General features: G+C 59.1%; 24 protein-coding genes. 3 read left to right on the top strand and 21 right to left on the bottom strand.

The window, feature by feature from the left end; all coding sequences use genetic code 11:
- Nucleotides 1-28: 28 nt before the first annotated feature.
- Complete coding sequence (locus B472_RS07595; RefSeq protein ID WP_026039471.1) at nucleotides 29-934, top strand: DMT family transporter; 906 nt, start codon at nucleotides 29-31, stop codon at nucleotides 932-934.
- Between the two features lie 59 nt (nucleotides 935-993).
- On the opposite strand, the gene lpxC is transcribed toward B472_RS07595, so the two are convergent.
- From lpxC to dksA, 17 genes are all read right to left on the bottom strand, one after another.
- Nucleotides 994-1,917, bottom strand: coding sequence for a UDP-3-O-acyl-N-acetylglucosamine deacetylase (gene lpxC / locus B472_RS07590; protein ID WP_019426612.1), 924 nt, complete (start codon nucleotides 1,915-1,917; stop codon nucleotides 994-996).
- Between the two features lie 77 nt (nucleotides 1,918-1,994).
- Nucleotides 1,995-3,203, bottom strand: a complete 1,209-nt coding sequence (ftsZ, locus tag B472_RS07585; RefSeq protein WP_019426611.1) for a cell division protein FtsZ — start codon at nucleotides 3,201-3,203, stop codon at nucleotides 1,995-1,997.
- Nucleotides 3,204-3,349: 146 nt separating this feature from the next.
- The gene (gene ftsA / locus B472_RS07580) at nucleotides 3,350-4,579 is read right to left on the bottom strand and encodes a cell division protein FtsA (protein ID WP_019426610.1); all 1,230 of its coding nucleotides are present in this window, start codon (nucleotides 4,577-4,579) and stop codon (nucleotides 3,350-3,352) included.
- A gap of 24 nt (nucleotides 4,580-4,603) precedes the next feature.
- Nucleotides 4,604-5,407, bottom strand: a complete 804-nt coding sequence (locus B472_RS07575; RefSeq protein WP_019426609.1) for a cell division protein FtsQ/DivIB — start codon at nucleotides 5,405-5,407, stop codon at nucleotides 4,604-4,606.
- Nucleotides 5,404-6,384: a D-alanine--D-alanine ligase gene (locus B472_RS07570; RefSeq protein ID WP_019426608.1), complete on the bottom strand. Its 981-nt coding sequence runs from the start codon at nucleotides 6,382-6,384 to the stop codon at nucleotides 5,404-5,406. The genes B472_RS07575 and B472_RS07570 overlap by 4 nt, the downstream gene beginning before the upstream one ends.
- Nucleotides 6,381-7,811: a UDP-N-acetylmuramate--L-alanine ligase gene (murC, locus tag B472_RS07565; RefSeq protein WP_019426607.1), complete on the bottom strand. Its 1,431-nt coding sequence runs from the start codon at nucleotides 7,809-7,811 to the stop codon at nucleotides 6,381-6,383. Before murC ends, B472_RS07570 begins: the two co-directional genes overlap by 4 nt.
- A complete protein-coding gene (gene murG / locus B472_RS07560) occupies nucleotides 7,808-8,878 on the bottom strand; it encodes an undecaprenyldiphospho-muramoylpentapeptide beta-N-acetylglucosaminyltransferase (protein ID WP_019426606.1) in 1,071 nt (356 codons plus the stop codon). The genes murC and murG overlap by 4 nt, the downstream gene beginning before the upstream one ends.
- Nucleotides 8,875-10,125, bottom strand: coding sequence for a putative lipid II flippase FtsW (gene ftsW / locus B472_RS07555; protein ID WP_026039470.1), 1,251 nt, complete (start codon nucleotides 10,123-10,125; stop codon nucleotides 8,875-8,877). The genes murG and ftsW overlap by 4 nt, the downstream gene beginning before the upstream one ends.
- A gap of 47 nt (nucleotides 10,126-10,172) precedes the next feature.
- Nucleotides 10,173-11,810 carry a UDP-N-acetylmuramoyl-L-alanine--D-glutamate ligase gene (gene murD / locus B472_RS07550; protein WP_019426604.1) on the bottom strand — a complete coding sequence of 546 codons (1,638 nt, stop codon included), beginning with the start codon at nucleotides 11,808-11,810 and terminating at the stop codon, nucleotides 10,173-10,175.
- Nucleotides 11,811-11,813: 3 nt separating this feature from the next.
- Entirely contained in the window at nucleotides 11,814-12,992 is a 1,179-nt protein-coding gene (gene mraY, locus B472_RS07545) for a phospho-N-acetylmuramoyl-pentapeptide-transferase (protein ID WP_026039469.1), read from the bottom strand.
- Complete coding sequence (gene murF / locus B472_RS07540) at nucleotides 12,982-14,439, bottom strand: UDP-N-acetylmuramoyl-tripeptide--D-alanyl-D-alanine ligase (protein WP_019426602.1); 1,458 nt, start codon at nucleotides 14,437-14,439, stop codon at nucleotides 12,982-12,984. Before murF ends, mraY begins: the two co-directional genes overlap by 11 nt.
- Nucleotides 14,436-15,980: a UDP-N-acetylmuramoyl-L-alanyl-D-glutamate--2,6-diaminopimelate ligase gene (locus B472_RS07535; RefSeq protein ID WP_019426601.1), complete on the bottom strand. Its 1,545-nt coding sequence runs from the start codon at nucleotides 15,978-15,980 to the stop codon at nucleotides 14,436-14,438. The genes murF and B472_RS07535 overlap by 4 nt, the downstream gene beginning before the upstream one ends.
- Nucleotides 15,980-17,719, bottom strand: a complete 1,740-nt coding sequence (locus B472_RS07530; RefSeq protein WP_019426600.1) for a penicillin-binding protein 2 — start codon at nucleotides 17,717-17,719, stop codon at nucleotides 15,980-15,982. The genes B472_RS07535 and B472_RS07530 overlap by 1 nt, the downstream gene beginning before the upstream one ends.
- The gene (gene ftsL / locus B472_RS07525) at nucleotides 17,716-18,045 is read right to left on the bottom strand and encodes a cell division protein FtsL (RefSeq protein ID WP_019426599.1); all 330 of its coding nucleotides are present in this window, start codon (nucleotides 18,043-18,045) and stop codon (nucleotides 17,716-17,718) included. Before ftsL ends, B472_RS07530 begins: the two co-directional genes overlap by 4 nt.
- Nucleotides 18,042-18,971, bottom strand: coding sequence for a 16S rRNA (cytosine(1402)-N(4))-methyltransferase RsmH (gene rsmH, locus B472_RS07520; RefSeq protein WP_019426598.1), 930 nt, complete (start codon nucleotides 18,969-18,971; stop codon nucleotides 18,042-18,044). The genes ftsL and rsmH overlap by 4 nt, the downstream gene beginning before the upstream one ends.
- Nucleotides 18,972-18,976: 5 nt before the next feature.
- Nucleotides 18,977-19,405, bottom strand: coding sequence for a division/cell wall cluster transcriptional repressor MraZ (mraZ, locus tag B472_RS07515; RefSeq protein WP_026039468.1), 429 nt, complete (start codon nucleotides 19,403-19,405; stop codon nucleotides 18,977-18,979).
- A 360-nt stretch (nucleotides 19,406-19,765) separates the two neighbouring features.
- On the bottom strand, nucleotides 19,766-20,440 hold the full coding sequence (gene dksA / locus B472_RS07510) for an RNA polymerase-binding protein DksA (protein WP_369908187.1): 675 nt from the start codon (nucleotides 20,438-20,440) through the stop codon (nucleotides 19,766-19,768).
- A gap of 58 nt (nucleotides 20,441-20,498) precedes the next feature.
- Between dksA and B472_RS07505 the strand changes: the two genes are divergently transcribed.
- Nucleotides 20,499-20,951: a hypothetical protein gene (locus B472_RS07505; protein WP_019426595.1), complete on the top strand. Its 453-nt coding sequence runs from the start codon at nucleotides 20,499-20,501 to the stop codon at nucleotides 20,949-20,951.
- A 228-nt stretch (nucleotides 20,952-21,179) separates the two neighbouring features.
- On the opposite strand, the gene B472_RS07500 is transcribed toward B472_RS07505, so the two are convergent.
- From B472_RS07500 to dapF, 4 genes are all read right to left on the bottom strand, one after another.
- Nucleotides 21,180-22,295 (bottom strand): GTP-binding protein, encoded by a 1,116-nt coding sequence (locus tag B472_RS07500; protein ID WP_019426594.1) that lies wholly within the window; start codon nucleotides 22,293-22,295, stop codon nucleotides 21,180-21,182.
- 118 nt (nucleotides 22,296-22,413) lie between these two features.
- On the bottom strand, nucleotides 22,414-23,385 hold the full coding sequence (locus tag B472_RS07495) for a tyrosine recombinase XerC (RefSeq protein WP_019426593.1): 972 nt from the start codon (nucleotides 23,383-23,385) through the stop codon (nucleotides 22,414-22,416).
- A gap of 6 nt (nucleotides 23,386-23,391) precedes the next feature.
- Nucleotides 23,392-24,075: a DUF484 family protein gene (locus tag B472_RS07490; protein ID WP_019426592.1), complete on the bottom strand. Its 684-nt coding sequence runs from the start codon at nucleotides 24,073-24,075 to the stop codon at nucleotides 23,392-23,394.
- 25 nt (nucleotides 24,076-24,100) lie between these two features.
- Complete coding sequence (dapF, locus tag B472_RS07485) at nucleotides 24,101-24,961, bottom strand: diaminopimelate epimerase (RefSeq protein ID WP_019426591.1); 861 nt, start codon at nucleotides 24,959-24,961, stop codon at nucleotides 24,101-24,103.
- A gap of 71 nt (nucleotides 24,962-25,032) precedes the next feature.
- Here dapF and B472_RS07480 point away from each other — a divergent pair, with 71 nt between their 5' ends.
- On the top strand, nucleotides 25,033-26,679 hold the full coding sequence (locus B472_RS07480) for an MBL fold metallo-hydrolase (RefSeq protein WP_019426590.1): 1,647 nt from the start codon (nucleotides 25,033-25,035) through the stop codon (nucleotides 26,677-26,679).
- Nucleotides 26,680-26,702 lie beyond the last annotated feature (23 nt).

Below are 26,702 nucleotides of genomic sequence, written 5' to 3'. Positions count from 1 at the left end.
TGACACGGGTCCGTCTAAGATGCAGCCCATGCACAAATTGACCTCCACACAATGGACCCTGCTGGTTTTGCTGACCCTGGTGTGGGGCATCAACTGGCCCATCATGAAGTTGGGGGTCACTGGCTTTCCACCCCTGACGTTTCGCAGCCTGTGCCTTTGGCTGGGCACGCCTGTGTTGGGTTTGGCGCTGCTGGCCATGAAGGTGCCGTTTCGAATTCCGCGTGCGCATTGGCGTGAGCTGCTGGTGTTGGCGGTGTTCAACATGTTCATTTGGCACGCGCTGATCATCATCGCGGTGCAATCCTTGTCGAGCGGACGGGCTGCGATTTTGGGCTACACCATGCCCATGTTTTCGGCCTTGTTGGGCGCCTGGTTTTTTGGTGACCAACTGGCCAAACGCTCTTGGGCCGGTGTGGCGGCTGCCAGCCTGGGCGTGGTGCTGTTGTTGTGGCACGAACTGTCCAATCTCAGTGGCAGGCCCACCGGTGTGTTGTTGGCTTTGGTGGCTGCCAGCACCTGGGCACTGGGCACGCAAATGCTGCGCCGCACCCGCATGCCCGTGCCGACTTTGGCCATTTCTTTTTGGATGACCTTGATGACCACCGGGGTGATGACGGTGTTGGCTTTGGTGTTGGAGTCCGATCAATGGGTGGCGCCCACGCCATCCAACGGGTTTGCGATTGTGTTCAATGCGGTGCTGGTGTTTGGCTTTGCACATGCCGCTTGGTTTTATCTGGCGCGCAGTTTGCCGCCCGTGGCGTCAACCCTGAGCGTGATGCTGATTCCCGTTCTGGGCGTGTTCAGTGGTGCAGTCTGGCTGGAGGAGGTCTTGCACTGGCAAGACTGGGCTGCGGTGGCCTTGATGGTGGCCTCGATTGCCTGTGTGCTTTGGCCTCAAAAAAAGCCCGACAAACTGGATACAACGGGTGCTTGAGCAGGCCGGTGCTTGAACGGAAAAGTTCTTGAGCGGGCAGTCCACCGCCGCTCAAAAGTTCACCAGGCCGGTTGCAGGGCCGCAAAGCCCTTTGGGGCCTGGCTGGCTTTGTCGAAAGTCACCACGTCATAGGCATCAGGCTGCGACAACAACGCGCGCAGCAACAGGTTGTTCATGGCATGACCCGAACGGAAGGCGCTGTAGGCGGCCAACAAAGGCTTGCCCACGATGTAAAGGTCACCCATGGCGTCCAAGATTTTGTGCTTGACGAACTCGTCGTCATAACGCAATCCATCGGCATTGAGGACCTTGTAGTCGTCCATGACGATGGCGTTGTCCAAGCCACCACCCAGGGCCAAGCCGTTGGCGCGCATCATTTCCACGTCTTTGGTGAAGCCAAAAGTGCGGGCGCGGGCAATGTCGCGCGAGTACACGCCTTCCGACATGTCAAACACCACCTGTTGGCCGGTGGAGTCCACCGCGGGGTGCCGAAAGTCGATCTCGAAGCTGAGCTTGTAGCCGTGATAAGGCTCCAATTTGGCCCACTTGATGTTGGCGCCCTCGCCCTCGCTGACCTGAACGGTCTTGAGCACTCGCAAAAACCGCTTGGGTGCTGATTGTTCAACGATGCCCGCACTTTGCAACAAAAAGACAAAAGAAGAGGCGGAGCCATCCAGGATAGGGACTTCTTCGGCTGTGATGTCGACATACAGGTTGTCGATGCCCAGCCCTGCGCAGGCCGACATCAGGTGCTCGACGGTAAAAACCTTGGCTTGACCCACTGAAATGGTGGAGGCCAGGCGGGTGTCCGTGACCGATTCAGCGCGAACGGGGATGTCCACAGGCTCGGGCAGATCGACCCGGCGAAACACGATACCCGTGTCAGGTGCTGCAGGGCGCAAGGTCAGTTCGACCCGCTGGCCGCTGTGCAAACCCACGCCGACGGCTTGGGTCAAGGTTTTGAGTGTGCGTTGTGCAAGCATGTGCCAATTTTAAAGGCCAGAAGGGCATCGCTGCCCTTCTGACCCTTACTGCGGTGTTGCCAAGGCTGGGGGGCCGATCAGTCTGCCTGCTTGCGCAAGAAAGCTGGAATCTCGATGTCGTCCATACCGGCATTGGCCATACCGTCTACTCGCGCAGCCGCATGGGTGCGGTTGCTGCGCCAGATGGCAGGTGTGTTCATGCCGCTGGCACCCAAGCTGGCGGCCGAGGTCAAAGGCGCCGACACCGCATCTTGCCCGCCCATCATGAATGGCACGTTGTCGGTACCGGTGCGCAGCACCTTGAGTTCCGGACGCACAGCGCCTGCCTTGAGCAAACCGGTTGCAACCACGGTCACGCGGATCTGGTCACCCAAGCTTTCGTCGTAAGCCGTACCGTAGATGACGTGGGCTTCTTCTGAGGCGCAGTCGCGTATGGTGTTCATGGCTTGCTTGGACTCGGACAACTTCAAAGAGCCCTTGGCTGCGCTGATCAACACCAAAACGCCGCGTGCACCTTTCAAGTCAACGCCTTCCAACAAGGGACAGGCCACGGCTTGCTCTGCAGCAATGCGGGCACGGTCAGGGCCGCTGGCCGCTGCAGTGCCCATCATGGCTTTGCCAGGCTCGCCCATGACGGTGCGCACATCTTCAAAGTCGACGTTCACATGGCCAGGCACGTTGATGATTTCCGCAATGCCGCCGACGGCGTTTTTCAGCACGTCGTTGGCGTGCGAGAAGGCCTCGTCTTGCGTCATGTCTTCACCGCCGGGCAACTCCAGCAGTTTTTCGTTCAGCACCACGATCAAGGAATCCACATTGGCTTCGAGTTCGCGCATGCCTTCATCGGCATTGGTCATGCGGCGCTTGCCTTCGAAGTCGAAGGGCTTGGTCACCACACCCACGGTCAAAATGCCCATGTCTTTGGCGATTTTGGCAATCACGGGGGCTGCGCCTGTGCCAGTGCCGCCGCCCATGCCAGCGGTGATGAACAACATGTGCGCGCCTTCGATGGCGGCACGGATTTCTGATTCAGCCGCCTCAGCCGCTTCACGGCCCTTGTCTGGCTTGCTGCCAGCGCCCAAGCCCGTCTGACCCAGTTGCACAAAACGGTGTGCAGCACTGCGCGCCAAGGCTTGCGCGTCGGTGTTGGCACAAATGAACTCAACGCCTTGGACCTCGCTCACGATCATGTGTTCGACAGCATTGCCGCCGCCACCGCCCACGCCGATCACCTTGATCTGGGTGCCTTGGTTGAATTCTTCGGTTTGGATCATTTCAATGGTCATGGTGCTCTCCTAAATATCTGCAGTTGCCGGAATTTGTAAACGTTTTTTTAAAGTCAATTTTTTTGAGGGGGTCAAGGCTTGTCAACATCGACATGGCCTGGACCAAAGAGGGCTGCCACGAATCGTGAATGCGAGGATCCAGCGCATCAGAAGGTCCCCACGATGAAGTCTTTGAACCGCCCGAAAGCGTTGTTCACAGAGCTTTTCTTTTGCGTGACCTTGTAGCCACGCAAACGGGCCAATCGGGCCTCTTCGAGCAAGCCCATCACGGTGGCTGCTCGGGGCTGGCTCACCATGTCGGCCAACCCGCCAGAATATTTGGGCAGCCCCCTGCGCACGGGCTTGAGGAAGATGTCTTCGCCCAACTCGATCATGCCGGGCATCACCGCGCTGCCACCGGTCAAGACGATGCCCGAAGACAAGACCTCTTCGTAGCCCGACTCACGGATCACTTGGTGCACGAGCGAGAAAATTTCTTCGATGCGTGGTTCGATGACGCCAGCCAAAGCCTGACGACTGAGCATGCGAGGCCCCCGGTCACCCAAGCCGGGTACCTCGACTTGCGCATTCGGATCAGCCAACATTTGTTTGGCATAGCCACTTTCGACTTTGATGTCTTCGGCATCTTTGGTGGGGGTGCGCAAAGCCATGGCAATGTCGCTGGTGATCAAGTCACCTGCAATCGGGATCACCGCTGTATGGCGAATGGAGCCGTTGGCGAAAATCGCCACATCGGTTGTGCCTGCACCGATGTCCACACACACCACGCCCAGTTCGCGCTCGTCTTCGGACAAAACGGCCAAGCTCGACGATTGCGGGTTGAGCAGCAGTTGGTCCACTTCCAAGCCGCAGCGGCGAACACACTTGATGATGTTTTCTGCCGCACTTTGGGCGCCGGTCACGATGTGCACTTTGGCTTCGAGGCGCATGCCACTCATGCCAATCGGCTCTTTGACTTCTTGCCCGTCGATCACGAATTCTTGGGGCGCGACCAACAGCAAGCGCTGATCGCTGGAGATGTTGATGGCACGCGCCGTCTCCATCACTCGGGCCAGGTCGGCCTGGGTCACTTCCTTGTCCTTGATGGCCACCATGCCACTCGAGTTGATGCCGCGAATGTGGCTGCCCGTGATGCCGCAATTGACCCGGGTGATCTTGCAATCGGCCATCAGCTCGGCCTCTTTCAAGGCTTGCTGAATGCTTTGCACTGTGGCGTCGATGTTGACCACCACGCCCCGCTTGAGGCCGTTGCCGGGTGCAATCCCAAGACCTGCGATCTTGAGTTGACCATCGGGCATGACCTCAGCCACCACCGCCATGACCTTGGAGGTGCCAATGTCCAAGCCAATGACCAGATCTTTGTACTCTTTTGCCATGTCAACCACCGTTTCCGTTTAATGTCATCGTCTTGACCCATCAAGACCGTTTTTGTCGTTCTCAGCCAGCGTGCTCACTCCCCGCAAACGCAAGGCATAGCCATCTTTGTGTCTGAGGTCAGCGCCCAACAAAGCCAACGGTGTCCGGTTGTACCGACCCGTGACCTGGGGCAATGTCTTCAAGAGCAAATCCACCCGTTGCATCAGCTCGCTTTCCGTACCCCGGCCCAACTCCACGAGTGCGCCGCTGTCGGTCCATACCCGCCAACTGCCACGGGCCGTCAATTCGATTTTTTCAAGTCTGAAGTCGAGGGTTTCAAACAAAGGCGTCATGACCCGGTACATGCGTGTGACCAACTGGGATGTGCCCTCTGGTCCTTGCATGCGCGGCAGCTTCTCGATGTCCACGTCTTCCACCGGCGCTTCAAACACTTGGCCCTGTTCATTGACCATGAAGTTGCCGCCTTCTTCACCCCAAGTCGCCATCGGCTGATGCTCCAGCACCACCGAGCGCAGTTGTCCGGGGAAAACGCGGTGCACCACCGCCTCGCGGACCCAGGGCACCGACTGAAACGCCTGCTGTGCTTGCGCCAAATTCAGGGTGAAGAAATTACCACTCAACTGCGGCACCACATGGTTGCGAAAACTCGCTGCATGACTGCGAACCACCTCGCCCTGCACAGTGATCGATTGAATGGCAAATACGGGATGGCGCAACACCCACCAAGCCCCGCTGCCCAAAGACAGCACCACGAACACCAGCAACAGCAACGCAGCCGCCAGATTCATGAGCCGAACATCGGTGGGCAAAGGCAGGCTGTTGCTCATTGCGCGACCCCTTTGTAATCGAGGCTGGCGTGGGCCACCAAATGGCAGCACAGGGCTTCGTAAGACATGCCTGCTGCGCGTGCCGACATGGGCACCAGCGAATGACCCGTCATGCCTGGCGAGGTGTTGATCTCAAGCAAGTAAGGCTGACGCGTAGCCGCGTCGATCATCACGTCGATGCGGCCCCAGCCCCTGCACCCCATAACTTGGTAGGCCTTGATGACCAAGGCATCGATGGCTGCCATTTCTGATTCGGGCAATCCACAGGGCACCAAGTACTGCGTGTCGTCTGTGAAGTATTTGTTTTGGTAATCGTAGTTGCCGTCGGGCGCCACGATCCGAATCATGGGCAGGGCTTGGGCATCGCTGCCATCACCCAACACGGGGCAGGTCACCTCGTCGCCCACGATGCATTGCTCACACAAAATATCGCTGTCGCAGGCGGCGGCTACACGCAATGCAGCGGGCAAATCGGCCGCTTGGGTGACCTTGCTCACACCAATCGATGAACCTTCGCGCGCGGGCTTGACGATCAAAGGCAAACCCAAAACAGCGATCAGTTCATCGGCCGACAGTTTGTCAATTTGGGCAGGATGCACCAGCACATGGCGCGGCGTGGGCAAACCTTCGGCTTGCCAGACACGCTTGGTCATCACCTTGTCCATGGCCATGCTGGACGCCATGACGCCAGAACCTGTGTAGGGGATGCCCATCAATTCCAAGGCGCCTTGCACGGTGCCGTCTTCGCCAAAGCGGCCATGCAAAGCAATGAAGCAGCGGTCAAAGCCTTCCTGCTTCAAAGCCATCAAGTCGCGCTGTGCGGGGTCAAAGGCATGGGCATCGACACCGCTGTCCAAAAGCGCTTTGAGGACGCCCTGGCCCGACATGAGGGACACCTCACGCTCGGCCGAGCGTCCGCCCATCAACACGGCCACTTTGCCCAGCTTTGCATTCGATGGCAGCCTTGAACCGGTCATGCTGCAGCCTCCTGCGTTGCCACCGAACCGGCCAAGGCCACCAGTTGGGCTGGGGTGGCACCAATGGAGCCAGCGCCCATGCAAATGAGCACGTCGCCATCGCGTGCGTTGTCCATCACCATGCGAGGCATGTCGGCAATTTGGTCAACAAACACCGGCTCCAGCTTGCCCGCGACCCGCAAGGCACGCGCCAATGAGCGGCCATCTGCGGCCACGATCGGGGCTTCACCAGCGGCATAGACCTCGGACAACAGCACACTGTCACAGCCTTGGCTGATGACTTTGACAAAGTCTTCAAAGCAATCGCGTGTGCGGCTGTAACGGTGCGGCTGGAAGGCCAAGACCAAACGGCGGCCTGGAAACGCGCCACGCGCTGCCGCCAAAGTGGCGGCCATCTCCACAGGGTGGTGACCGTAATCGTCGATGACCGTGAAACGGCCTGTGCCGTCTGCCGTGGCGACATCGCCATAACGCTGAAAGCGGCGACCAACGCCCTTGAATTGGGCCAAGGCTCTTTGAACAGCCGCATCGTCCACGCCCAATTCGACCGCTACCGAAATGGCCGCCAAGGCATTGAGGACGTTGTGTTCACCGGGCAAGTTCAAAACAATGGGCATGTCGGGCAAGGTGACCCCATTGCGGCGTTGAACCGTGAAGTGCATACGCCCGTTGTCGGCCCGAACATTCAAGGCGCGCACTTGTGCGCCTTCGTGCAAGCCATACGTGGTCACGGGCCGAGCGATGCGCTCAACGATGGACTGAATGCCTGGATCGTCTGAACACACAATCGCCGTGCCGTAAAAAGGCATGCGGTGCAAAAACTCGACAAAAGCGCCTTTGAGTTTGGCCAAGTCATGGCCATAGGTTTCCATGTGGTCGGCATCGATGTTGGTCACCACCGCCATCACGGGCAACAAATTCAAAAACGACGCATCGGATTCGTCGGCCTCGACCACAATGTAATCACCGGTGCCCAATTTGGCATTGGCCCCTGCGCTATTGAGTCTTCCGCCGATCACGAATGTCGGGTCCAGTCCGGCCTCGGCCAAGACACTGGCGACCAAACTGGTGGTGGTGGTCTTGCCATGCGTACCCGCGATGGCCACGCCTTGCTTCATGCGCATGAGCTCAGCCAACATCTCCGCTCGCGGCACGATGGGAATGTGGCGTGTGCGCGCTGCCTGCACTTCGGGGTTGTCAGCCTTGACGGCAGTGGAAGTCACCACCGCATCGGCGTCTTTCACGTGCTCAGCACTGTGGCCCACATGGGTCTCAATGCCGAGTGCGGCCAATCGGCGCAAAGTGGCACTGTCTGACAAGTCTGAACCTGAGATTTGGTAACCCAAGTTGAGCAAGACCTCGGCGATCCCACTCATGCCCGAGCCGCCCACACCAATGAAGTGAATTTTTCGGATGGCGTGTTTCATGCTGCCAACTCCTCACAAGCCATCAAGACCTCCCGGGTCGCCTGATTTTTTTTCTGTGCACTGGCCTTGTCTGCCACCGCCAACAACTGCGCGCGGTCGAGGCGGCTCAACCAATCGGCCAAACCCTGCGCCGTCAATTCGGCTTGCGGCATGAGCCATCCACCGCCAGCGCCCACCAAGAACTGGGCATTGGTGGTTTGGTGGTCGTCGACCGCAAAAGGGAAAGGCACAAACAAGGCGGCCACGCCCACTGAGGCCAGCTCGGTCACGGTGCTGGCACCCGCGCGACAAATGACCACATCGGCCTGCGCAAAAGCGCTGGCCGTGTCGTCGATGAAAGGGGTCAATTCGGCCTCCACACCTGCGGCTTGGTAATTGGTGCGCAGCGCATCGATTTGTTTGGCACCACTTTGGTGGGTGACGACGGGGCGCTTGTCAGGGCTCATCAAAGCCAAGGCTTGCGGCACGATGTCGTTCAAGGCTTTGGCCCCCAAACTGCCGCCGACCACCAGCAGGCGCAGCGGACCACTGCGACCTGCAAAGCGCTCAGCGGGCGAGGCTTGCTCGGTAAAAGCTCTGCGCAAGGGGTTACCCACCCACTGCCCGGTTTTGAAAACCCCGGGGAAGGCCGTGAACACCCGGTCTGCCAGCTGCGACAAGATCTTGTTGGCCATGCCTGGCACCGAATTTTGCTCGTGCAAGACCAAGGGCTTGCCCCACAGGCTGGCCATCATGCCGCCCGGAAAACTGATGTAACCCCCCAAGCCCAACACCACATCAGGCTGGACGCGCCGCACCACCTGCAAGCTTTGCCAGAACGCACGCAGCAAGCGCAATGGCAGCAAAGCCAGGGTCTGAATGCCTTTGCCACGGACGCCGCCAAATGCCACGGGCTCGAACGCAAACCCGCGCGTTGGTACCAAGTCGTGCTCCATGCTGTTGGGCGCGCCCAGCCAGTGAACTTGCCAACCCGCCTCGCGCAGCGCTTCAGCCACCGCCAAACCCGGGAAAATATGACCGCCGGTACCGCCAGCCATGACCAGCGCTGTTTTTTGTTTGGCGGTCATGAGCGGCCCCCACGCATCATTTGCTTGTTTTCGGCATCGATGCGCAACACCACGGCGATGGCAATCAAGTTCATCATGAGGGCAGAGCCGCCGTAACTCATGAAAGGCAACGTCAAGCCCTTGGTGGGCAATGCACCCAAGTTCACACCCATGTTGATGAAGGCCTGAAAGCCGATCCAGATGCCCACACCTTGCGCCACCAAGCCTGAGAACACTTTCTCAAGAGCAATCGCCTGACGGCCAATCACCATGATCCTGCGGCTGAGCCAGAGGAACATGAAGATCACCAAGGACACACCGATCAGGCCAAACTCTTCGCCAATGACCGCCAACAAGAAATCGGTGTGCGCCTCGGGCAGCCAATGCAGCTTTTCCACGCTGCCGCCCAAACCCACGCCCCACACTTCGCCACGCCCAATCGCGATCAAGGAGTGTGTCAATTGATAACCTTTGCCCAAGGCATGCTCGGCACTGAAGGGGTCCAGGTAGGCAAAGATGCGTTCGCGGCGCCAGGGCGACTCGGCGATCATGATCACAAAGGCCAAGATCAAAACACCCAAGATGAGGAAAAACATCCGGGCGTTGACACCGCCCAAGAACAAAATGCCCATGGCAATGGTGGCAATGACCAAGAAGGCGCCCATGTCGGGTTCGGCCAACAAGAAAACGCCCGCCAAACCCACCGCTGCGCCCATGGGCCAGACGGCCTTGAAGAAATTTTCCTTCACTTCCATTTTGCGCACCATGTAATTGGCGGCATAAATGATGGTCGCCAGCTTGGCCAACTCTGAGGGCTGAAAGTTCATCACGCCAAAAGAAATCCAGCGCCGTGCGCCGTTGACGCCTTTACCAATAAAGGGCAACAACACCAAGGCCAGCAGGATCAAGGACAACACAAACAAGGGCCTGGCCATTTTTTCCCAAGTTTCCATGGGCACTTGGAAGGCCAGCAATGCCATGACGCAACCGACCGTGATGGCCATGACATGGCGGATCAAAAAGTGCGTATGGGTATAGCGTGAAAAGCGGGGGTTGTCCGGCATCGCAATCGAGGCGGAATAAACCATGACCATGCCCCACAGCACCAAGGCCACGACCACCCAAACCAAGCTTTGGTCCACACCCATCATGCGCGAGCCTTGGCCCCGCGAACGGCTGGCCAAGTCGTAGACACCCAGATTGACCGGTAAACCTTGCTGAGACGCCGCCTGACCACCCCAAGCGCCGCCCGTCAACACACTGCCCATGCGTGCAACACTGGCTTGCAGTCGTTGGGTGAAAGACATGACCTCGCTCACAGCCCGCCCTCCATGGCCACACCGGCGGCTTCCGCCAATTGGCTGACCGATTGGACAAAAACCTCGGCCCTGTGCACGTAGTGGTCAAACATGTCGAAACTGGCGCAGGCGGGGGACATCAACACCGCATCACCGCTTTGGGCCAACTCGGCTGCCAAGCTCACGGCAGAGGCCATGTCTGCGGCATCGTGCAATGGCGCTGCGCTGTCTTGCAGTGCTGCCCGAATCAGCGGGGCATCCCGGCCAATCAGCACCACGGCTCGGGCAAAACGTGCAATGGGCTCAGCCAAAGGCGAGAAGTCTTGCCCCTTGCCCTCGCCACCCAAGATGGCCACGATCCGCCGATCAGCGCCCAAACCCTTGAGTGCGGCCACCGTAGCGCCCACGTTGGTGCCCTTGCTGTCGTCAAAAAATTCAACGCCATCGATGATGGCCACCGGCTCGACCCGATGGGGCTCACCCCGGTATTCGCGCAAACCGTACAACATGGGGCCCAAAGCGCAACCTGCACTGCTGGCCAAAGCCAAAGCGGCCAAGGCGTTGACAGCGTTGTGGCGGCCCCGAATGCGCAAGGCATCGGCAGGGATCAAACGTTGAATGTGCAAATCGTCGTCTTGGTCCTTGCGGCGGCGACGTGTTTCATCGGCCTCGAGTGCACGCACCAGCCACGTCATGCCGTTGGCCACTTCGATGCCGAAATCACCGGGCCGCTGCGGCATGTCACCCCCAAACAGCAGGCATTCCCGTTCTACGGGTTTTTGCAACTTTGCACGGACAGGCGCTGGGCGCATGGCCATGACTTGGGGCTCTTCGCGGTTGAGCACCATCAGGGTTTGAAGCCCAAAAATACGGGCTTTGGCCGCTGCATAGGCCGTCATGTCGCCATGCCAATCCAAATGGTCTTGCGACACATTGAGCACCGTGGCGGCTGTGGGCTCAAAGCCCTCGCTGCTGTCCAATTGGAAGCTGGACAACTCCAAGACCCACACTTCGGGGAGGGCTGCTGCCAGAGGGTGTCGCTGGGTGATTTTGGATTCAGTTTCAGAGGAAGTGGATTCCGCTGGCAACTCGATTTCGACGTTGTCTTGCACCTCTGATGCGGCCTGAGCGTCTATTTGGGTTTGCGCCTGCGTCAAGGCTTCGGTCAAAGTGTCCAGCAAGGTGGGGCCAATATTGCCCGCAACCTGCACCGACTTGCCTGCACGCGCCACCAACTGACCCGTGAGCGCGGTCACGGTTGTTTTGCCATTGGTGCCCGTGATCGCCAACACATGCGGTTGGTACGCACAGCGTGTGGAGAGGTCGTTCAATGCGGCCGCGAACAGGCTCAGCTCACCACCTTGCCACAAGCCCATGGCTTGCGCGGCGTTCACCACCGGCGCAACCACCTCGGGTGCCAAACCTGGACTGCGGAATACGGCACGCACCGAGGTGCCTTCCACCAATCCGGCGACCAAGGGACCGGCAACAAAACGCACCGATGGCCACTCGGCCTGCAAGGCGGCCAACTGGGGAGGGGCATCACGGGTGTCGGCCACGGACACTTCGGCTCCAGCGCGGGCACACCAACGGGCCATCGCCAGGCCAGAAGCACCCAAACCGAGGATCAGAACATGTTGGCCTTGGAGCTGCATGGCTTATCTCAGCTTCAGGGTCGACAGGCCGACCAAGCACAGCAGCATGGTGATGATCCAGAAACGGACCACAACCTGCGTTTCTTTCCAGCCACTCTTTTCGAAGTGGTGGTGCAAGGGCGCCATCTTCAAGATGCGCCGACCTTCACCGTATTTTTTCTTGGTGTACTTGAAGTAAGTCACCTGCGCCATCACCGACAGGGCTTCCACCACGAAGATACCGCCCATGATCGCCAACACAATTTCTTGGCGCACGATCACAGCGATGGTGCCCAAAGCGGCGCCCAAGGCCAGTGCGCCCACATCCCCCATGAAGACTTGAGCGGGATGGGTGTTGAACCACAAAAAGGCCAAGCCCGCACCCGCCATGGCGGCGCAAAAGATCAAGAGTTCACCCGATCCGGGGATATGCGGCAAGAACAAGTACTTGGAAAAAACCGAGCTGCCTGTCACGTATGCAAAGACACCCAAGGCCGAGCCCACCATCACCACCGGCATGATGGCGAGGCCATCCAAACCGTCCGTGAGATTGACCGCGTTGCTTGAACCCACAATCACCAGATAGGTCAGCACCACAAAGCCCAGCACGCCCAGTGGATAAGTGATCTCTTTGAAGAAGGGCACCTGCAAACCGGCCTTCAGGGGCAAGCTCACTTCAAAGCCCGACATGACCCACTGAACAAACAAGTCCAACACCCGCTCGTTGGAGTTTTCGGAAATGCTGAACACCAAACACAATGCGGCCAACAAGCCCACGACCGATTGCCAGAAATACTTTTCGCGTGAACGCATGCCCTCAGGGTCTTTGTTGACCACTTTGCGCCAGTCGTCAACCCAGCCAATCGCGCCAAAACCCAAGGTCACGATGAGCACAATCCAGACAAAGCGGTTGGACAAATCAAACCACAACAGGGTCGAAATGGCGATGGACATCAAAATCAACACGCCACCCATGGTGGGCGTACCACTTTTGGCCAAGTGCGATGCCATGCCATAGCCACGGATGGGTTGGCCGATCTTGAGTGAAGTCAAGCGCCGAATCACCCAAGGCCCTGCAGCCAGGCCGATCAGCAAAGCGGTCATCGCCGCCATCACCGCACGAAACGTGATGTATTGGAAAACGCGCAAAAACCCCCATTCGGGCGATAAACTTTGCAGCCATTGGGCCAAGCTAAGCAGCATGGGCCTCCCCTTTTTTGTTGTGGTGTTGTGGGCTGTTGGACAAGTCCAAGGCTTGCACCGCCTCGACCACACGCTCCATCTTCATGAAGCGAGACCCCTTGACAACCATGCTCTGAAAGTGCGCCGCATGCTGTGCAACGGCCGCCAACAGGCTGTCCATGTTTTCAAAATGCTGGGCTGATCCAAAGGCCTGACCTGCGTGTTGGCACAAGTCACCCAAGGTGTAGAAAGCCTCAATACCGCACTCCGCTGCATAGGCGCCCACTTCGGCATGGAATGCCGGTCCTTGGTCACCGACCTCACCCATGTCGCCCAAAACCAAGAGGCGTGGCGAAGGCAATTCGGTCAGCACATCGATGGCCGCACGCACCGAATCGGGGTTGGCGTTGTAAGTGTCGTCGACCAACGTCATTTCGCCTGCCGAGGTGTGCACCAACAAAGCGCGCGACCGGCCCTTGACGGGCTCAAAGGCTTGCAACCCTTGCGCAACCGCCACCAGCGGCACCCCTGCCGCCAAGGCACAAGCGCTGGCTGCCAAGGCATTTTTGACATTGTGTCGGCCAGCGATGTGCAAGCGGACAGGGGCTGTGCCCACCGGCGTTTTGAGTGTGAATTGCCAAGCACCCGACTGCCAGACCACCACAGCTGCCCGAACATCGGCAACCCCATCGCCATGGCCCATGGCAAACGTGTGTTGTGTGCGAGCGCCCGATTGGGTCTGCCAAACGGGGGTGTGCGTTTCGTCCGTCGGGTAGACCGCCACACCTTGGCTGGGCAAAAACAGCAAGACTGCACCGTTTTCTTGCGCCACTGCCTCAACAGTGCCCATGAATTCTTGGTGTTCACGCTGCGCGTTGTTGACCAGGGCCACGGTGGGTTGGGTCAACTGGGCCAAATAAGCGATTTCGCCAGGGTGGTTCATGCCCAACTCCACCACAGCCAGGCGGTGATGGCTGCGCAAGTTGAGCAAGGTCAGGGGCACGCCAATGTCGTTGTTCAAGTTGCCCTGCGTTGACAAGGCGCCGTCACCGACGTGTGCACGCAAAATGGCCGCGATCATTTGGGTCACCGTGGTTTTGCCGTTGCTGCCGGTCACTGCGATCAAAGGCAGATCAAACTGTGCACGCCAGCCTGCGGCCAATTCGCCCAAGGCCAAGCGGGCGTCAGGCACCACCAGCGCAGGCAAGCCCTGGGCTGTGGCTTCGGCTTCACCAGAGGCTTCGCACACCACGGCCACTGCGCCTTGCGCCTTGGCTTGGGCCATGAACTGGTTGCCATCAAACCGCTCGCCGCGCAACGCCACAAACAGATCGCCCGCGCGCAAGCTGCGGCTGTCGGTGTGGACCCGGTCGGCCACCACAGCCTGCACATTCACGCCGCGCGCTTGGCTCAGCCAAGCCAATGCCGATTCGAGTTGCAAGTTCATGGGGGTGTGAACCGCGCTCATGCGGTGTCTCCCTGACATTGCGCCGTGCGCTGCTGCAGGGCCTGGCGAACATGCGCCACATCCGAAAAAGGATGGCGCACGCCCATGATGTCTTGCTCGCTCTCGTGGCCTTTACCGGCCACCAACACAACGTCCTGCGCTGCCGCCTGAGCCAGCACTTGGGCAATCGCCAAGGCGCGGTCAGCTTGCACAAAGGCTTGGCTTGGGTGCTGGAGCCCCTCCACCATGGCTGCCAAAATCGCTTCAGGCGATTCAGAGCGGGGGTTGTCGCTGGTCAACATCACCCGATCGGCACAAGCCTCTGCCGCAGCGGCCATCAAGGGGCGCTTGAGCGCATCGCGGTCCCCACCACAACCCAGCACACACCACAAATGGCCGCCACGCAAACGTGCCTGCGACCTGAGTGCTGACAAGGCATGAACAATGGCATCGGGCGTGTGCGCGTAATCGACCACTGCGAGGGGCAAGCTTGCATCCAGCTCGCCTTGCACCGACGGCGCTTGGCCAACACGAACCCTTTGCATGCGGCCAGGCACCGCACTCAAGTGCGTACAAGCCTGCACGGCCTGCGCCAAGTCAAACCCCAGCGCACGCAAGCAACCGATCACGCCCAACAAGTTGTCGATGTTGTAGTCGCCCATCAAATCGGTGTGCAGCGTCTGCACCGCATCGCCTTCGATCACGTCAAAGGCCAAGCCATCGGCGCTGTGCAATGCGCGTGCTTTCAAACGGGCAGGTCCTTGCCTCGAACACGTCCAAACGTCCAAGGGGCCGCCTTGCAACTGGCGGGCCAACAGTGCACCTTGTGCATCGTCGGTGTTGATGACCGCAGCCTGCAAACCAGGCCAGCTGAACAGGGCCGCTTTGGCAGACCAGTACTGCCCCATGTCAGCGTGGTAGTCCAAATGGTCTTGTGTGAAGTTGGTGAACACCGCCACGCGAATCTGCGTGCCGTTCAGTCGGTCTTCGGCCAAACCAATGGACGAAGCCTCGATGGCGCAATGGGTCACGCCGGCATCGGCCATGGCCCTGAATTCTTGCTGCACCAACACCGGATCAGGTGTGGTCATGCCGGTCGACACCAAATGAGGAACGCGCCCCACACCCAGCGTGCCGATGACGGCGCAAGCCTGTGCCAACACGGGCGATGACAAAGCCTGCGCCAGCCACCAAGCGGTCGAGGTTTTGCCGTTGGTGCCCGTGACCGCCAACACCTGCAAAGTTTGGCTGGGCTGCTCGTAATACGCATCGGCCACCCAGCCCGTTTGCGATTTGAGTTGCGGCATGCAGGCCAATTTGTCGTCGGGGACTTTGCCCTGCAAAGCGGTCAACCAAGGTGCATGGCCCGCCTCTTCCATCAAGCAGGCACTGGCCCCCTGCGCCAAAGCTTGTGCCAAAAATCGACGCCCGTCGGTGGCTGCGCCGGGCCATGCGATGAACGCATCGCCTTGCTGAACCTGTCGGCTGTCGGTGCGAAGTGCACCGGTCACACGGGTGCGCAACCAAGAGGCGGCTTGTGAGGCGCTGTGCAGGGTCTGCATCAGAACGACTCCTCGACGGCTTTGGCCACGATTTGAGGCTTGACCGCCATGTCAGGCTGCACGCCCATCAAACGCAAGGTTTGCTGAACCGTCTGGCTGAACACGGGCGCAGCCACGGCACCGCCGTAGTAAACACCATTGGACGGTTCGTCGATCATCACCGCCACCACAATGCGGGGCTGGTCAATGGGGGCAATGCCGACAAAAAAGCCACGGTATTTTTTGCTGGCGTAGCCCTTGCCTTCTTGCTTGCGTGCAGTGCCTGACTTGCCACCCACCGAATAACCCATGGTCTGGGCCTTTTGACCGGTGCCGCCTGGGCCTGAGGCCATTTGCAGCATCTTGCGCATGGCGATGGCGTGCTCGGGGCTGTACACGCGCGTGCCCACTGCGGGCTGGGTGGTTTTCATGAGGGTGGCGGGCACAATTTCACCATCGCGCGCAAACACCGTGTACGCACGGGCCACCTGGAACAAACTGCTGGAGACGCCGTAACCGTAGCTCATGGTGGCCTGCTCCACCGGACGCCATGTCTTGTAAGGCCGCAGCCGACCGCTGACCACACCCGGAAAGGGCAACTGGGGCTTTTGACCAAAACCCAAGTCTGCAAACATTTCCCACATTTCGCGGGGCTGCAATTGCATGGCCATCTTCACCGTGCCCACGTTGCTGGACTTTTGGATGACCTCGTTGACCGTCAACACCCCATAAGGGTGCACATCACTGATGGTGGAGCCTGTGATGGTGATTCGGCCGGGTGCGGTCTGAATCGGTGTCTCGGGTTTGACCAAACCTTGTTGCAAGGCCAAAGCCACTGTGAACGGCTTCATGGTGGAGCCGGGCTCAAAGCTGTCGGTCAAGGCCCGATTTCGCAGCTGCTCGCCCGTCAGGTTGCCGCGCTTGTCCGGCGAATAGCTGGGGTAGTTGGCCAAGGCCAAAATTTCACCGGTTTGCGCATCCAATACCACCACACTGCCGGCCTTGGCCTTGTGCTGCGCCACCGCATCACGCAGGGTCTGGTAAGCATAAAACTGAACCTTGCTGTCAATGCTCAACTGCAGGTCCTGGCCATCGATGGGCTGAACCGTCTCGCCCACTGCCTCGACCACGCGGCCCAAACGGTCCTTGATCACGCGCCTTGAGCCCGCTTGACCGGCCAACTGCTTTTGGAAAATCAGCTCAACGCCTTCTTGACCTTTGTCTTCAACGTTGGTGAAGCCCACGATGTGGGCTGCGGCCTCGCCCTCAGGGTAGAGGCGTTTGTACTCTTTGATGTCGTACACCCCTTTGATGTTGAGGGCACGAATTTCTTTGACCACCGACTCGTCCATTTGACGGCGCAGCCACACAAAGGTTTTTTCTTCGTTCTTGAGCTTGGCGTCCAGTTCGGCGGGGGCCATCTCCAGCAACTTGGCCAGCTGCCGCAGTTTGAGCGGGTCACGCTCCAAGTCCTCCGGGTTGGCCCAAATGCTGGGGGCCGGCACACTCGAGGCCAACAACACGCCATTGCGGTCCAACACGCGGCCACGGTTAGCGGGCAAGCTCAAGGTTCGGGCAAAACGCACTTCACCCTGCCTGATGAAAAAATCATTGTCGATGACCTGAACATGCGCTGCACGGCCCACCAAGCCCGTGAACCCCAAAGCCATCAAGCCCACGATCAATTTGCTGCGCCAAACCGGCGTCTTGCTGGCCAGCAAAGGGCTGGAACTCAGCTGCACACTGCGGCCGCGGTTCATCGGGCGCCTCCGCTTGCAGCTGGCGCAGCAGATGTTTTCCCAGGTACGGTCGAATTGACCGCACCCGTGGTGGTCACGTATTGGGTAATGGCGGGAGAGACATTGCGCATTTGCAATTGCTGGCGTGCGATTTGCTCCACACGCAAAGGCGTGGTTTGCGCCCGTCGCTCAACTTCCATGCGGTCAAGGTCCACTTCGATGCGCTGGTTTTCTTTGCGTGCTGTCTCCAGCGCCATGAACAGGCGCCTGGACTCGTAATGGCTGTGCACCAACCACAAGGCGCTGCTCACGATGGCAACCAGCAAGAACATGCTCAAACGCATCATGCGGGCACCTCGGTGCGCTCAGCCATGCGCATGATGGCGCTGCGCGAACGGGGGTTGCCGCGCACCTCTGACTCGCTGGGGCGAATCCGACCACACAGCTTTAAACGCATCTTGACCGGCTCAGCAAAAGGCACGCGGCGGTCCACCACCTCTTTGGCATGCTTGGCCATGAACTGCTTCACGATACGGTCTTCCAGCGAATGAAAGCTGATCACCACCAGCCGGGCGCCCGGGGCCATGACGAGCAGACTGGCCTCTAGCGCTTGTTCAAGCTCCGCAAGCTCTGCGTTGATGAAAATCCGAAAAGCCTGAAATGTCCGCGTTGCAGGGTTCTGGCCCGGCTCGCGGGTTTTGACCGTGTCAGCCACGAGCTGGGCCAAATCGGTGGTGCTTGAAATTGGGCCCCGTTCTTGTCGGCGAGCCACAAGCGCCTTTGCAATCTGAAAAGCAAACCGTTCTTCGCCATAGTCACGTATCACCTCCGTGATTTGATCCACCTCTGCAGTGGCCAACCAATCGGCCACACTTTGTCCGCGCGTGGTGTCCATGCGCATGTCCAGTGGGCCGTCAAAACGAAAAGAAAAACCCCTCTCGGGGCTGTCAATTTGGGGGGAGCTGATGCCCAAGTCCATCAGCACGCCATCCACACTGCCGGGCGGCAGTTCACCCAGGTTCGAAAAACCTTCATGGCGGATGGCAAACCGGGCGTCTGAAATCAAGGCCGCCTCAGCAATCGCCTCCAGGTCTTTGTCAAAAGCTTGTAAGCGACCCTGCGCCGAGAGGCGCGACAAAATCAGACGGGAATGTCCGCCGCGACCAAACGTGGCATCCACGTAAGCGCCGTCAGCGCCAGCTGTCGCCTGCAACAACTCATGCACAGCCTCATTCAAGAGAACGGTGGTGTGGGTCAATACGGTGTCGGTCATGGCGCTCAAAAAGAAAAGTCTTTGAACACATCCGGCATATCGCCCTGCATGGCCTGCGCCTCTTGGGCGTCGTAAGCGGCTTTGTCCCACAACTCAAAGTGATTGCCCATGCCCAGCAGCATGGTGTCTTTGGAAATGCCTGCGGCTTGTCGCAATTCGGGCGAGATCAGCACGCGGCCCGTGCCATCCATCTCCACATCCATGGCATTGCCCAAAAAGATCCGCTTCCACCACTGGGCCGACATGGGCAGTTGGGCAATCCGCTCGCGGAACTTTTCCCACTCAGGCCGAGGGAAAACCATCAAACATCCGTGTGGGTGCTTGGTGATCGTCAGCTGCCCTTGCGCTGTGGCGCTCAGGACGTCACGGTGCCGGGTCGGCACAGACAACCGCCCTTTGGCATCCAGACTCAGCGATGAAGCCCCTTGAAACACAGCCACGACCTTTTTCAGTTCAAAAGTACCAGCGGAGACACTTTTCCCCACTTAATTGCACTTTTTTGCACTGTATCAGGATTTCACGCCAACTCAAACACAGAAGATCGTTTTTTTTCAATGAAATCAAGGGCTTAGCGCCGAAATCGCAAGCACACTTGGACTAAATTTCCTTGTAAATTAGGCACTTACAAGAGGCTATGAAAGTAAGATCTCAAGGAGTAAATCAAATAAAAATATCAAACTCATTTGAGGCAAGTCATCTGCTGTTTTTAACAATATCAAGCTTCCAGACGTAAAAAAACCCCAATCAAGGGGTTTTCAAAGCTTCACCGAGCCGTCAGCCCGGTTTGGCCAGACTCAATCGCCGAACATTTTCTGCTTCAGCTCACGACGCTGCTGCGCCTCTAAAGACAAGGTTGCCGTCGGGCGGGCCAACAAACGACCCACGCCAATGGCCTCGCCTGTCTCGTCACAAAAGCCGTAATCGCCTGCATCGATACGGTGTATGGATTGTTCAATCTTCTTCAGCAATTTGCGTTCGCGATCACGGGTGCGCAGCTCCAAAGCATGCTCCTCCTCGATCGTGGCCCGGTCGGCGGGATCGGGAACCACCACGGTGTCCTCGCGCAGGTGCTCTGTGGTGGCGCCGGCACTGTTGAGGATGTCTTGCTTGAGGATGCTGAGCTTGCGCCGGAAATAGGCCAGCTGCGTGTCGTTCATGTACTGGTCATCGGGCATGGCCAAGATTTCAGCATCGGTCAGGGCATCGACTTTTTTGGATTTCCAGTTGTTGGCGAGCTTCGGGTCTTTTTTGATCGGTGCAAAAGGAACACTTTGTGCGGGGGGCGCCGAACTGGGCAGGAAACTCGACTTGGCGGCAGTGGAGGCCACGGCTGGCGGCAAGGAGGGCACGGTGATTTGAGCCAACCTGGCGGACGGGCGAGCGGCACGCACAGGCTGGTCTGACGCCACTGGCGTGAGCGGAACGGGCGCAATGGAGGCTTCAACAGCCTCGCTGGTTTGAACGGTCATGGGTTTCACTTGAGGGGCTGTCAAAGACTTCTTCGAAGATTCTTTGACAGCACTTGGCTTGGACACAGAAGACTTGGCTGCAACAGTTTTGGCTAAAACGGGCGGCTTTTTAGCCGCCTTGGCGGAACTCACCACCGGCTTGGCAGGTGCTGACTTGGCTTTGACGGCAGGTTTGGAGGGTGGACTTGACTTTGGCTTGGGTTTGGCAAGAGAAGCAGAAACCGGTTTGGCTTTGGCGGGTGCCGTTTTAGCCGGCTTGGCTTTGGCGGGCGCCGTTTTAACCGGCTTGGCTTTGGCAGGCACCGTTTTAACCGGTTTGGCTTTTACAGGCACCTTTTTAACGGCTTTGACTTGCGCCACAGTTTTGGCCTTCGGCTGGGGTTTGGCTGCAACGGACGGCTTGACTGCCGGGGATTTTTTCTGGGCAGTCACCGCTGTCTTTGCAGCTTTAGAGGCTGCTTTAGCAGGTGATTTTTTGGGGGTCGTCACGTCTTGTCTCCTAGCCTTGTAAGAAGGCAGTTCTCGAACAGCACGCAAACCGCACGCACCGAAGGAACACTGTTCATGCTGATCTCGAACCCATGGATCGATCGTGGATTCGGCTTTAAAACGTCGCCAAAAGGCACCGTTGCAGGCGGGCGATTGTAGCGACTAGAACGGTAAAAAATCTGACGCCGAACGATTAAAGCGATTTTGTTGAAAAAAACACGACCATCCGCCAATCCCGAGAGCAAACGCTTCACACCAAGCTTTGTTCAAGCCCCTGCAACAGGATGTCCTTGGGCAAGTCGATGCCAATGAACACCATCTTGCTCATTTTCGTCTCGCCTGCAGCCCACATGGGTCCCAAATCGCTGCCCATGAGCTGGTGAACGCCTTGGAAAATGACCTTGCGCTCGGTGCCCTGCATGTTCAAGATGCCTTTGTATCTGAGCATCCGTGGGCCGTAAATGTTCACGACAGCGCCCAAAAAGTCCTCTAACTTGGCAGGGTCAAACGCGCGTTCCGACTTGAAAACAAAGCTTTTGACATCGTCGTCGTGGTGGTGGTGATGACCTTGGTTTTGTTGGTGCGACGGATGATCACAATGCTCGCCGTGCTCATGGTCATGGGCGTGCTCGGTCGCTGCACCGTGCTGGTGCGACGGATGGTCGCAGTGCTCGCCGTGCACATGGTCATGGTCGTGTCCATGGGCATCGTCTTTCAAAAAGTCCGGGTCAATGTCCAACTTGGCGTTCAAGTTGAAACCTTTGAGATCGAACACTTCGGACAAAGCCACTTCGCCAAAATGAACCACCTTTTGCGGTGCGCGCGGGTTCATGTGTTTCAAGCGGTGCTGCAAAGCGTCCAGCTCTTGGGGCGAGACCAAATCGGCCTTGCTGATGAAGATTTGGTCGGCAAAGCCCACCTGACGGCGTGCTTCCTGGCGTTCATTCAATTGCTGGGCCGCGTGCTTGGCGTCCACCAAAGTCAGGATGGAATCGAGCAAAAAGGTTTCCGCGATTTCATCGTCCATGAAAAAGGTCTGCGCCACCGGGCCTGGATCGGCCAAGCCGGTGGTCTCGATGACGATGCGGTCAAAACTCAGCAGACCCTTGCGGCGCTTGGCCGCCAACAACTGCAGGGTCACGCGCAGGTCTTCACGGATGGTGCAGCAAATACAACCATTGCTCATCTGGATGATTTGCTCGTTGGTGTCGGACACCAAAATGTCGTTGTCGATGTTTTCTTCACCAAACTCGTTTTCAATGACGGCGATCTTTTGACCATGGGCCTCGGTCAGCACGCGCTTGAGCAAAGTGGTTTTACCCGAGCCCAAAAAGCCGGTCAGGATGGTGGTGGGGATCAAGGACATGGCACGCTTCCGGTGGGGAACAAGACAACAAGAGTTGGGGAGTGTAGCGATGAATTCAAGCTTGAGCTCATCCGCTTGGGCTTGGCCTCACAAGCCGCTTGAAGGCGACGCCAAGGCTTCATTTGCGCTTGGCACGCGGATGCGCTGCGTCGTAGGTTTTGGCCAAGTGCTGAAAATCCAGCCGCGTGTAAACCTGGGTGGTGCTGATGTTGGCGTGACCCAGCAGCTCCTGCACGGCCCGCAGATCGCCACTCGACTGCAGCACATGACTGGCAAAAGAGTGGCGCAGCATGTGTGGATGCACTGGCGTGGCCAATCCCGCCAGCAAGCTGCGGCGCTTCAGGCGCTGAGACACAGCGCGTGGCGTGAGCCGTGTGCCATGCTGCCCGGGAAACAGCGCCAGCGCCAAACTGGATGCGCCGGGGACTGGATGGGTCAACATACCGGTCAATTGGGTGCGCACCGTCAACCAATGCGTCAGTGCCTCTACCGCGGAGCGGCCCAGAGGCACACTGCGGCGTTTGCTGCCCTTGCCTTGCACTTGCACCTCGGCGTTGGGCAGGTCAATCCAGCCGCGCCCGGCGCGGGCGGCGTCTGTGCTGGCCACCACATCCAAACCCGTCAACTCTGCGATGCGCAAACCGCACCCATAAAGCAACTCGACCATCGCAGCATCCCGGGCTTCCAGCCAAGGGTCGTCGTTGGCCTCTTCGTGCTCGGCCAATTGCACCGCTTCGTCCACGCCCAAGGCTTTGGGCAAGGGCTTGCGCACACGCGGCGCACGCACATCGGATACCGGGTTGAGCGGAATCAGGCCTTCCAAACCCAGCCATGTGTAAAAACCGCGCCAGCCAGACAAAATGAGTGCAATGCCCCGCCCGCTGCGCCCGGCGTTGTGCATTTGAGCCACCCAACGGCGCACATGACCGCTTTGCACCTGCAACAAAGGCACTTGCGCGTCGGCTGCCATGGAAGCCAGACGGGTCAAGTCCAGTTGGTACAGCGTGCAGGTGCGTTCGGCCAGGCGCTTTTCAAAACGGACATGGTCCAAGTAACGCGTGACCAGTGGGTCCTGGGCTGCTGACGTCATGGCGGGTCAGGGGGCCCGCAAAACCGACAAAGCCGCCCCCGCCAATTCGGCCAAACGCTCCAGCAAATCGGTGCCCATTTGGTTGTTAAAGCGTTGGGCATCGGGCGAAGCCAGAACCATCAAGCCAAAAGCCGGTTGACCAGGTGCGGCCCGCAGTGCCAGCAAAGCCACCGAAGCGGCTTGGGTGGGTTGGTCCAACCACTGCACCGCCTCATAGCCAGCGTTAGGTCCCACGTAAGGCGTGTCCAAGGAGGTGGCCAAGGCTTGCACCGCCTCTGTCACGCCCTGCGCATAGGGCGCTTGTGCGTGCACACCCCCCAGTGACCACAGGCGCAAGGCCAATTGGGGAACTTGGAACAACTCGCGGATGTTGAACACGGCAGACTCGGCCAGCTGGTCGTGGGGGGTCACCAAGAGTTCACAGGACCACCGGTGCAGCTTGTCGGTGAGCAGCATGTTTTCATGGCCATGGCGCATCATGTCCATGATGCGGTGCTCAAGGCCCTTGATCTTGTCGCGCAGCATTTGCGCCTGGCGCTCTTGCAAACCCACAGCTCGATGGCTTTGAGGGTGCGTCAATTGCACGGTGGCTAAAAGGGAAGCATGGCGCTCAAAGAAATCAGGCGTGTTCACCAAATAATTGGCAATGTCGTCTTCGGTGATGGGGCTCATGGGCTCGGAGGGGATCATTGGGCAGCTCCAGAAATTCAAAAGGTCAAAGTGAGTCAGGCACGTCAATGCTGCCCTCAAAAACGGATGTGGCCGGGCCGGTCATCAGCACCGGGCTGTCGGCCTGACCAGCCCACTCGATGGTGAGGACGCCGCCATGTGTTTGTACATCCACGCGAGCGTCTAGCCAGCCCTGTCGAACGCCCGCCACCACCGCCGCGCACGCGCCCGTGCCGCAAGCCAGGGTCTCGCCGGCACCGCGCTCGAAAACGCGCAGTTTGATCTGGCTGCGCGAGACGATCTGCATGAAACCCGCATTCACCCGGTTGGGGAAAGCCGGGTGGTTTTCGATCAGCGGACCCTGGACCCGCACTGGAAAGGTGGCCACGTTGTCCACGCGCTGCACCGCGTGCGGGTTGCCCATGGACACCACACCCACACGGGCCATAGAAGGAACAATGCCCAGCTCGCCCAGGGGCAAATCAAACACCGGCCAGCCGTTGACCTGGTCGCTGATGAGGCCAATGGGGTTGAAGGGCACGTTGGCCCAATCGAACACGGGCGTGCCCATGTCCACCGTGACACGGCCATCGCGGTTCATGCGCAGCTCGATCTCGCCTTTTTGAACTTTCACGCGGACCGTGGTTTTATCGGTCAGACCCTTGTCTCGGACATAGCGCACAAAACAACGGGCTCCGTTTCCGCAGTGCTCCACCTCGCCGCCATCGGCGTTGTGGATCACGTATTCGAAATCCAGCCCAGGTGCCGGCGAAGGCCGCACGGTCAGGATCTGGTCGGCCCCCACGCCAAAGTGGCGGTCGGCCAAAAATCGGTACTGGGCCGAACTCAGGCCCAAGAGGCCGCGGGTCTCGTCGAGCACGACAAAGTCGTTGCCGGCCCCTTGCATCTTGGTAAATCGAATGTGCATGTTCGGGATTATCGCCCGGGGATGCGGCATCAGCCGCCTGATAATGGGGCATGGCACGCACATCCCAACTCTTACACCCCCAACGTGAACCCGCGCCCCTGCGCCCCGCCGCCACCGTGCTGCTGCTGCGCGATGGCCCGCAAGGCCTTGAGGTCCTGATGACCCGCCGCTCCATGACGGCCAGTTTCGCACCCGGTGCCTATGTATTTCCGGGCGGCGGCATTGACGCGGCCGACGCACAGGCTCACAGCATGGCCTCACGCCGCCCCAAGCAAAGTGACTTGCACCTGACGCAAGCGATTGCCGCCATCCGTGAGAGCTTTGAGGAACTGGGTATTTTGTTCGCCCGCCATGCCGATGGCCGCTGGGCCAACAACAGCGACATTGCGCAGATTGAACGCAAAGCCGCTTTTGTCCCACAGTGCCAGACTCAGGGCCTGACACTGGCGGCTGATCAGGTCTTTGTGCTGGCCCACTGGATCACCGACCGCGACCTGCCGCGCCGCTTTGACGTGCCTTTTTTGGTGGCCCGCATGCCAGAAGGCCAAACGCCTGTGGCCGACGAAACCGAACAATTTGAGCCTGTTTGGGTGAGCCCGGTGGAGGCGTTGACGCGCCACGAAGCCGGTCAGTTTTTCATGGTGTACCCCACCGTTCGCACATTGGAGCGCCTGAAAGCGTTTGCGACGGTAGATGCGGTGTTGCAAGCCTGCGCAGTCAACGACGAACCCCTGTGGACCAGCTGCCCCCGCGCCGGCTGGCTGGCGGGCAATGAAGCGCGCTACATGGAGCACGAAGCCCCTTTTGGTGAGTTGGCGCTGGTCACACCCGACGGGCAAATCCACCACCATCTGGACTGGAAAACCGACCAAGCTGTGCAGCTGCTGAAAAACCTGCAGCGCCTGACCGCACCCAACCCCGGCGTGATGACCGGCCCGGGCACCAACAGCTATTTGGTGGGCGACCCGAACACCGGCTACATCGCGATCGACCCCGGCCCGGCCGACGACGACCATCTGCAACGCCTATGGCGTGCAGCGGGCGGACAAATCCGCATGATTGTTTGCACCCACTCACACCCGGACCACTCACCCGGTGCAGCCCCACTTCAGGCGCTGTGCGCCAACAAGCCACCGATTTTGGGCTTGGCCTCCAAGGCGACCGCCCGCGCCAACAGCCGCTTCGCGCCCGAACGCGAACTGGCCGACGGTGAAAAATTGGTGCTGCAAGGCACCGGCTCGGATGGCGAGATCGTCCACACCCTGCGCGTGGTGCACACCCCTGGCCACGCGGCCAACCACCTGTGTCTGGTGCTCGAAGAAGACGGCCTGCTGTTCTCGGGCGACCATGTGCTCAACGGCAGCACCACCGTGATCGACCCACCCGATGGCCACATGGGCGACTACCTCGATTCGCTGGACAAACTGGCCGCCGCCTGCAAGGCCGGGAACATCGAGTTCATCCTGCCCGCGCACGGCCATGTGCTGGGTTTTGCCCACCAAGCCATCACGCACCTGAAGGCCCACCGCTTGAAGCGCGAGGCCAAAATAGCCGCCGCCATGCAAGCCTTGCCCCAAGGCAGCTTGAAAGAATGGGTGGAAAAAGCCTACGACGACGTGCCGCCTCGCTTGTGGCCTGTGGCGGCACGTTCCCTGCAAGCGCATGTGGACCACATCCGCGAGCAAACCCTGTCTTGATTCGCTTTGAGCATTTTTGAAAG

The sequence above is a fragment of the Limnohabitans sp. Rim28 genome, assembly GCF_000293865.2.
Taxonomy (GTDB): Bacteria; Pseudomonadota; Gammaproteobacteria; order Burkholderiales; family Burkholderiaceae_C; genus Limnohabitans_A.
The sequence above is the reverse complement of the archived record's forward strand: the minus strand, read 5'-3'. Positions and strand labels throughout refer to the sequence as shown.

What these genes read in the sequence shown, in the direction of transcription:
- B472_RS07530 (WP_019426600.1), bottom strand. Translation starts at nt 17,719, where the DNA reads ATGAACCGCGGCCGCAGTGTGCAGCTGAGTTCCAGCCCTTTGCTGGCC.
- dksA (WP_369908187.1), bottom strand. Translation starts at nt 20,440, where the DNA reads ATGACCGTTCAAACCAGCGAGGCTGTTGAAGCCTCCATTGCGCCCGTT.
- B472_RS07500 (WP_019426594.1), bottom strand. Translation starts at nt 22,295, where the DNA reads ATGTCCTTGATCCCCACCACCATCCTGACCGGCTTTTTGGGCTCGGGT.
- dapF (WP_019426591.1), bottom strand. Translation starts at nt 24,961, where the DNA reads ATGCAAGGGGCCGGCAACGACTTTGTCGTGCTCGACGAGACCCGCGGC.
- ftsW (WP_026039470.1), bottom strand. Translation starts at nt 10,125, where the DNA reads ATGGGCAGTGTGTTGACGGGCGGCGCTTGGGGTGGTCAGGCGGCGTCT.
- rsmH (WP_019426598.1), bottom strand. Translation starts at nt 18,971, where the DNA reads ATGACCGACACCGTATTGACCCACACCACCGTTCTCTTGAATGAGGCT.
- murG (WP_019426606.1), bottom strand. Translation starts at nt 8,878, where the DNA reads ATGACCGCCAAACAAAAAACAGCGCTGGTCATGGCTGGCGGTACCGGC.
- ftsA (WP_019426610.1), bottom strand. Translation starts at nt 4,579, where the DNA reads ATGGCAAAAGAGTACAAAGATCTGGTCATTGGCTTGGACATTGGCACC.
- B472_RS07595 (WP_026039471.1), top strand. Translation starts at nt 29, where the DNA reads ATGCACAAATTGACCTCCACACAATGGACCCTGCTGGTTTTGCTGACC.
- murF (WP_019426602.1), bottom strand. Translation starts at nt 14,439, where the DNA reads ATGAGCGCGGTTCACACCCCCATGAACTTGCAACTCGAATCGGCATTG.
- murC (WP_019426607.1), bottom strand. Translation starts at nt 7,811, where the DNA reads ATGAAACACGCCATCCGAAAAATTCACTTCATTGGTGTGGGCGGCTCG.
- murD (WP_019426604.1), bottom strand. Translation starts at nt 11,810, where the DNA reads ATGCAGCTCCAAGGCCAACATGTTCTGATCCTCGGTTTGGGTGCTTCT.
- B472_RS07570 (WP_019426608.1), bottom strand. Translation starts at nt 6,384, where the DNA reads ATGACCGGTTCAAGGCTGCCATCGAATGCAAAGCTGGGCAAAGTGGCC.
- ftsL (WP_019426599.1), bottom strand. Translation starts at nt 18,045, where the DNA reads ATGATGCGTTTGAGCATGTTCTTGCTGGTTGCCATCGTGAGCAGCGCC.
- B472_RS07495 (WP_019426593.1), bottom strand. Translation starts at nt 23,385, where the DNA reads ATGACGTCAGCAGCCCAGGACCCACTGGTCACGCGTTACTTGGACCAT.
- mraY (WP_026039469.1), bottom strand. Translation starts at nt 12,992, where the DNA reads ATGCTGCTTAGCTTGGCCCAATGGCTGCAAAGTTTATCGCCCGAATGG.
- B472_RS07575 (WP_019426609.1), bottom strand. Translation starts at nt 5,407, where the DNA reads ATGAGCAACAGCCTGCCTTTGCCCACCGATGTTCGGCTCATGAATCTG.
- ftsZ (WP_019426611.1), bottom strand. Translation starts at nt 3,203, where the DNA reads ATGACCATTGAAATGATCCAAACCGAAGAATTCAACCAAGGCACCCAG.
- B472_RS07535 (WP_019426601.1), bottom strand. Translation starts at nt 15,980, where the DNA reads ATGCAGACCCTGCACAGCGCCTCACAAGCCGCCTCTTGGTTGCGCACC.
- B472_RS07490 (WP_019426592.1), bottom strand. Translation starts at nt 24,075, where the DNA reads ATGATCCCCTCCGAGCCCATGAGCCCCATCACCGAAGACGACATTGCC.
- lpxC (WP_019426612.1), bottom strand. Translation starts at nt 1,917, where the DNA reads ATGCTTGCACAACGCACACTCAAAACCTTGACCCAAGCCGTCGGCGTG.
- B472_RS07480 (WP_019426590.1), top strand. Translation starts at nt 25,033, where the DNA reads ATGGCACGCACATCCCAACTCTTACACCCCCAACGTGAACCCGCGCCC.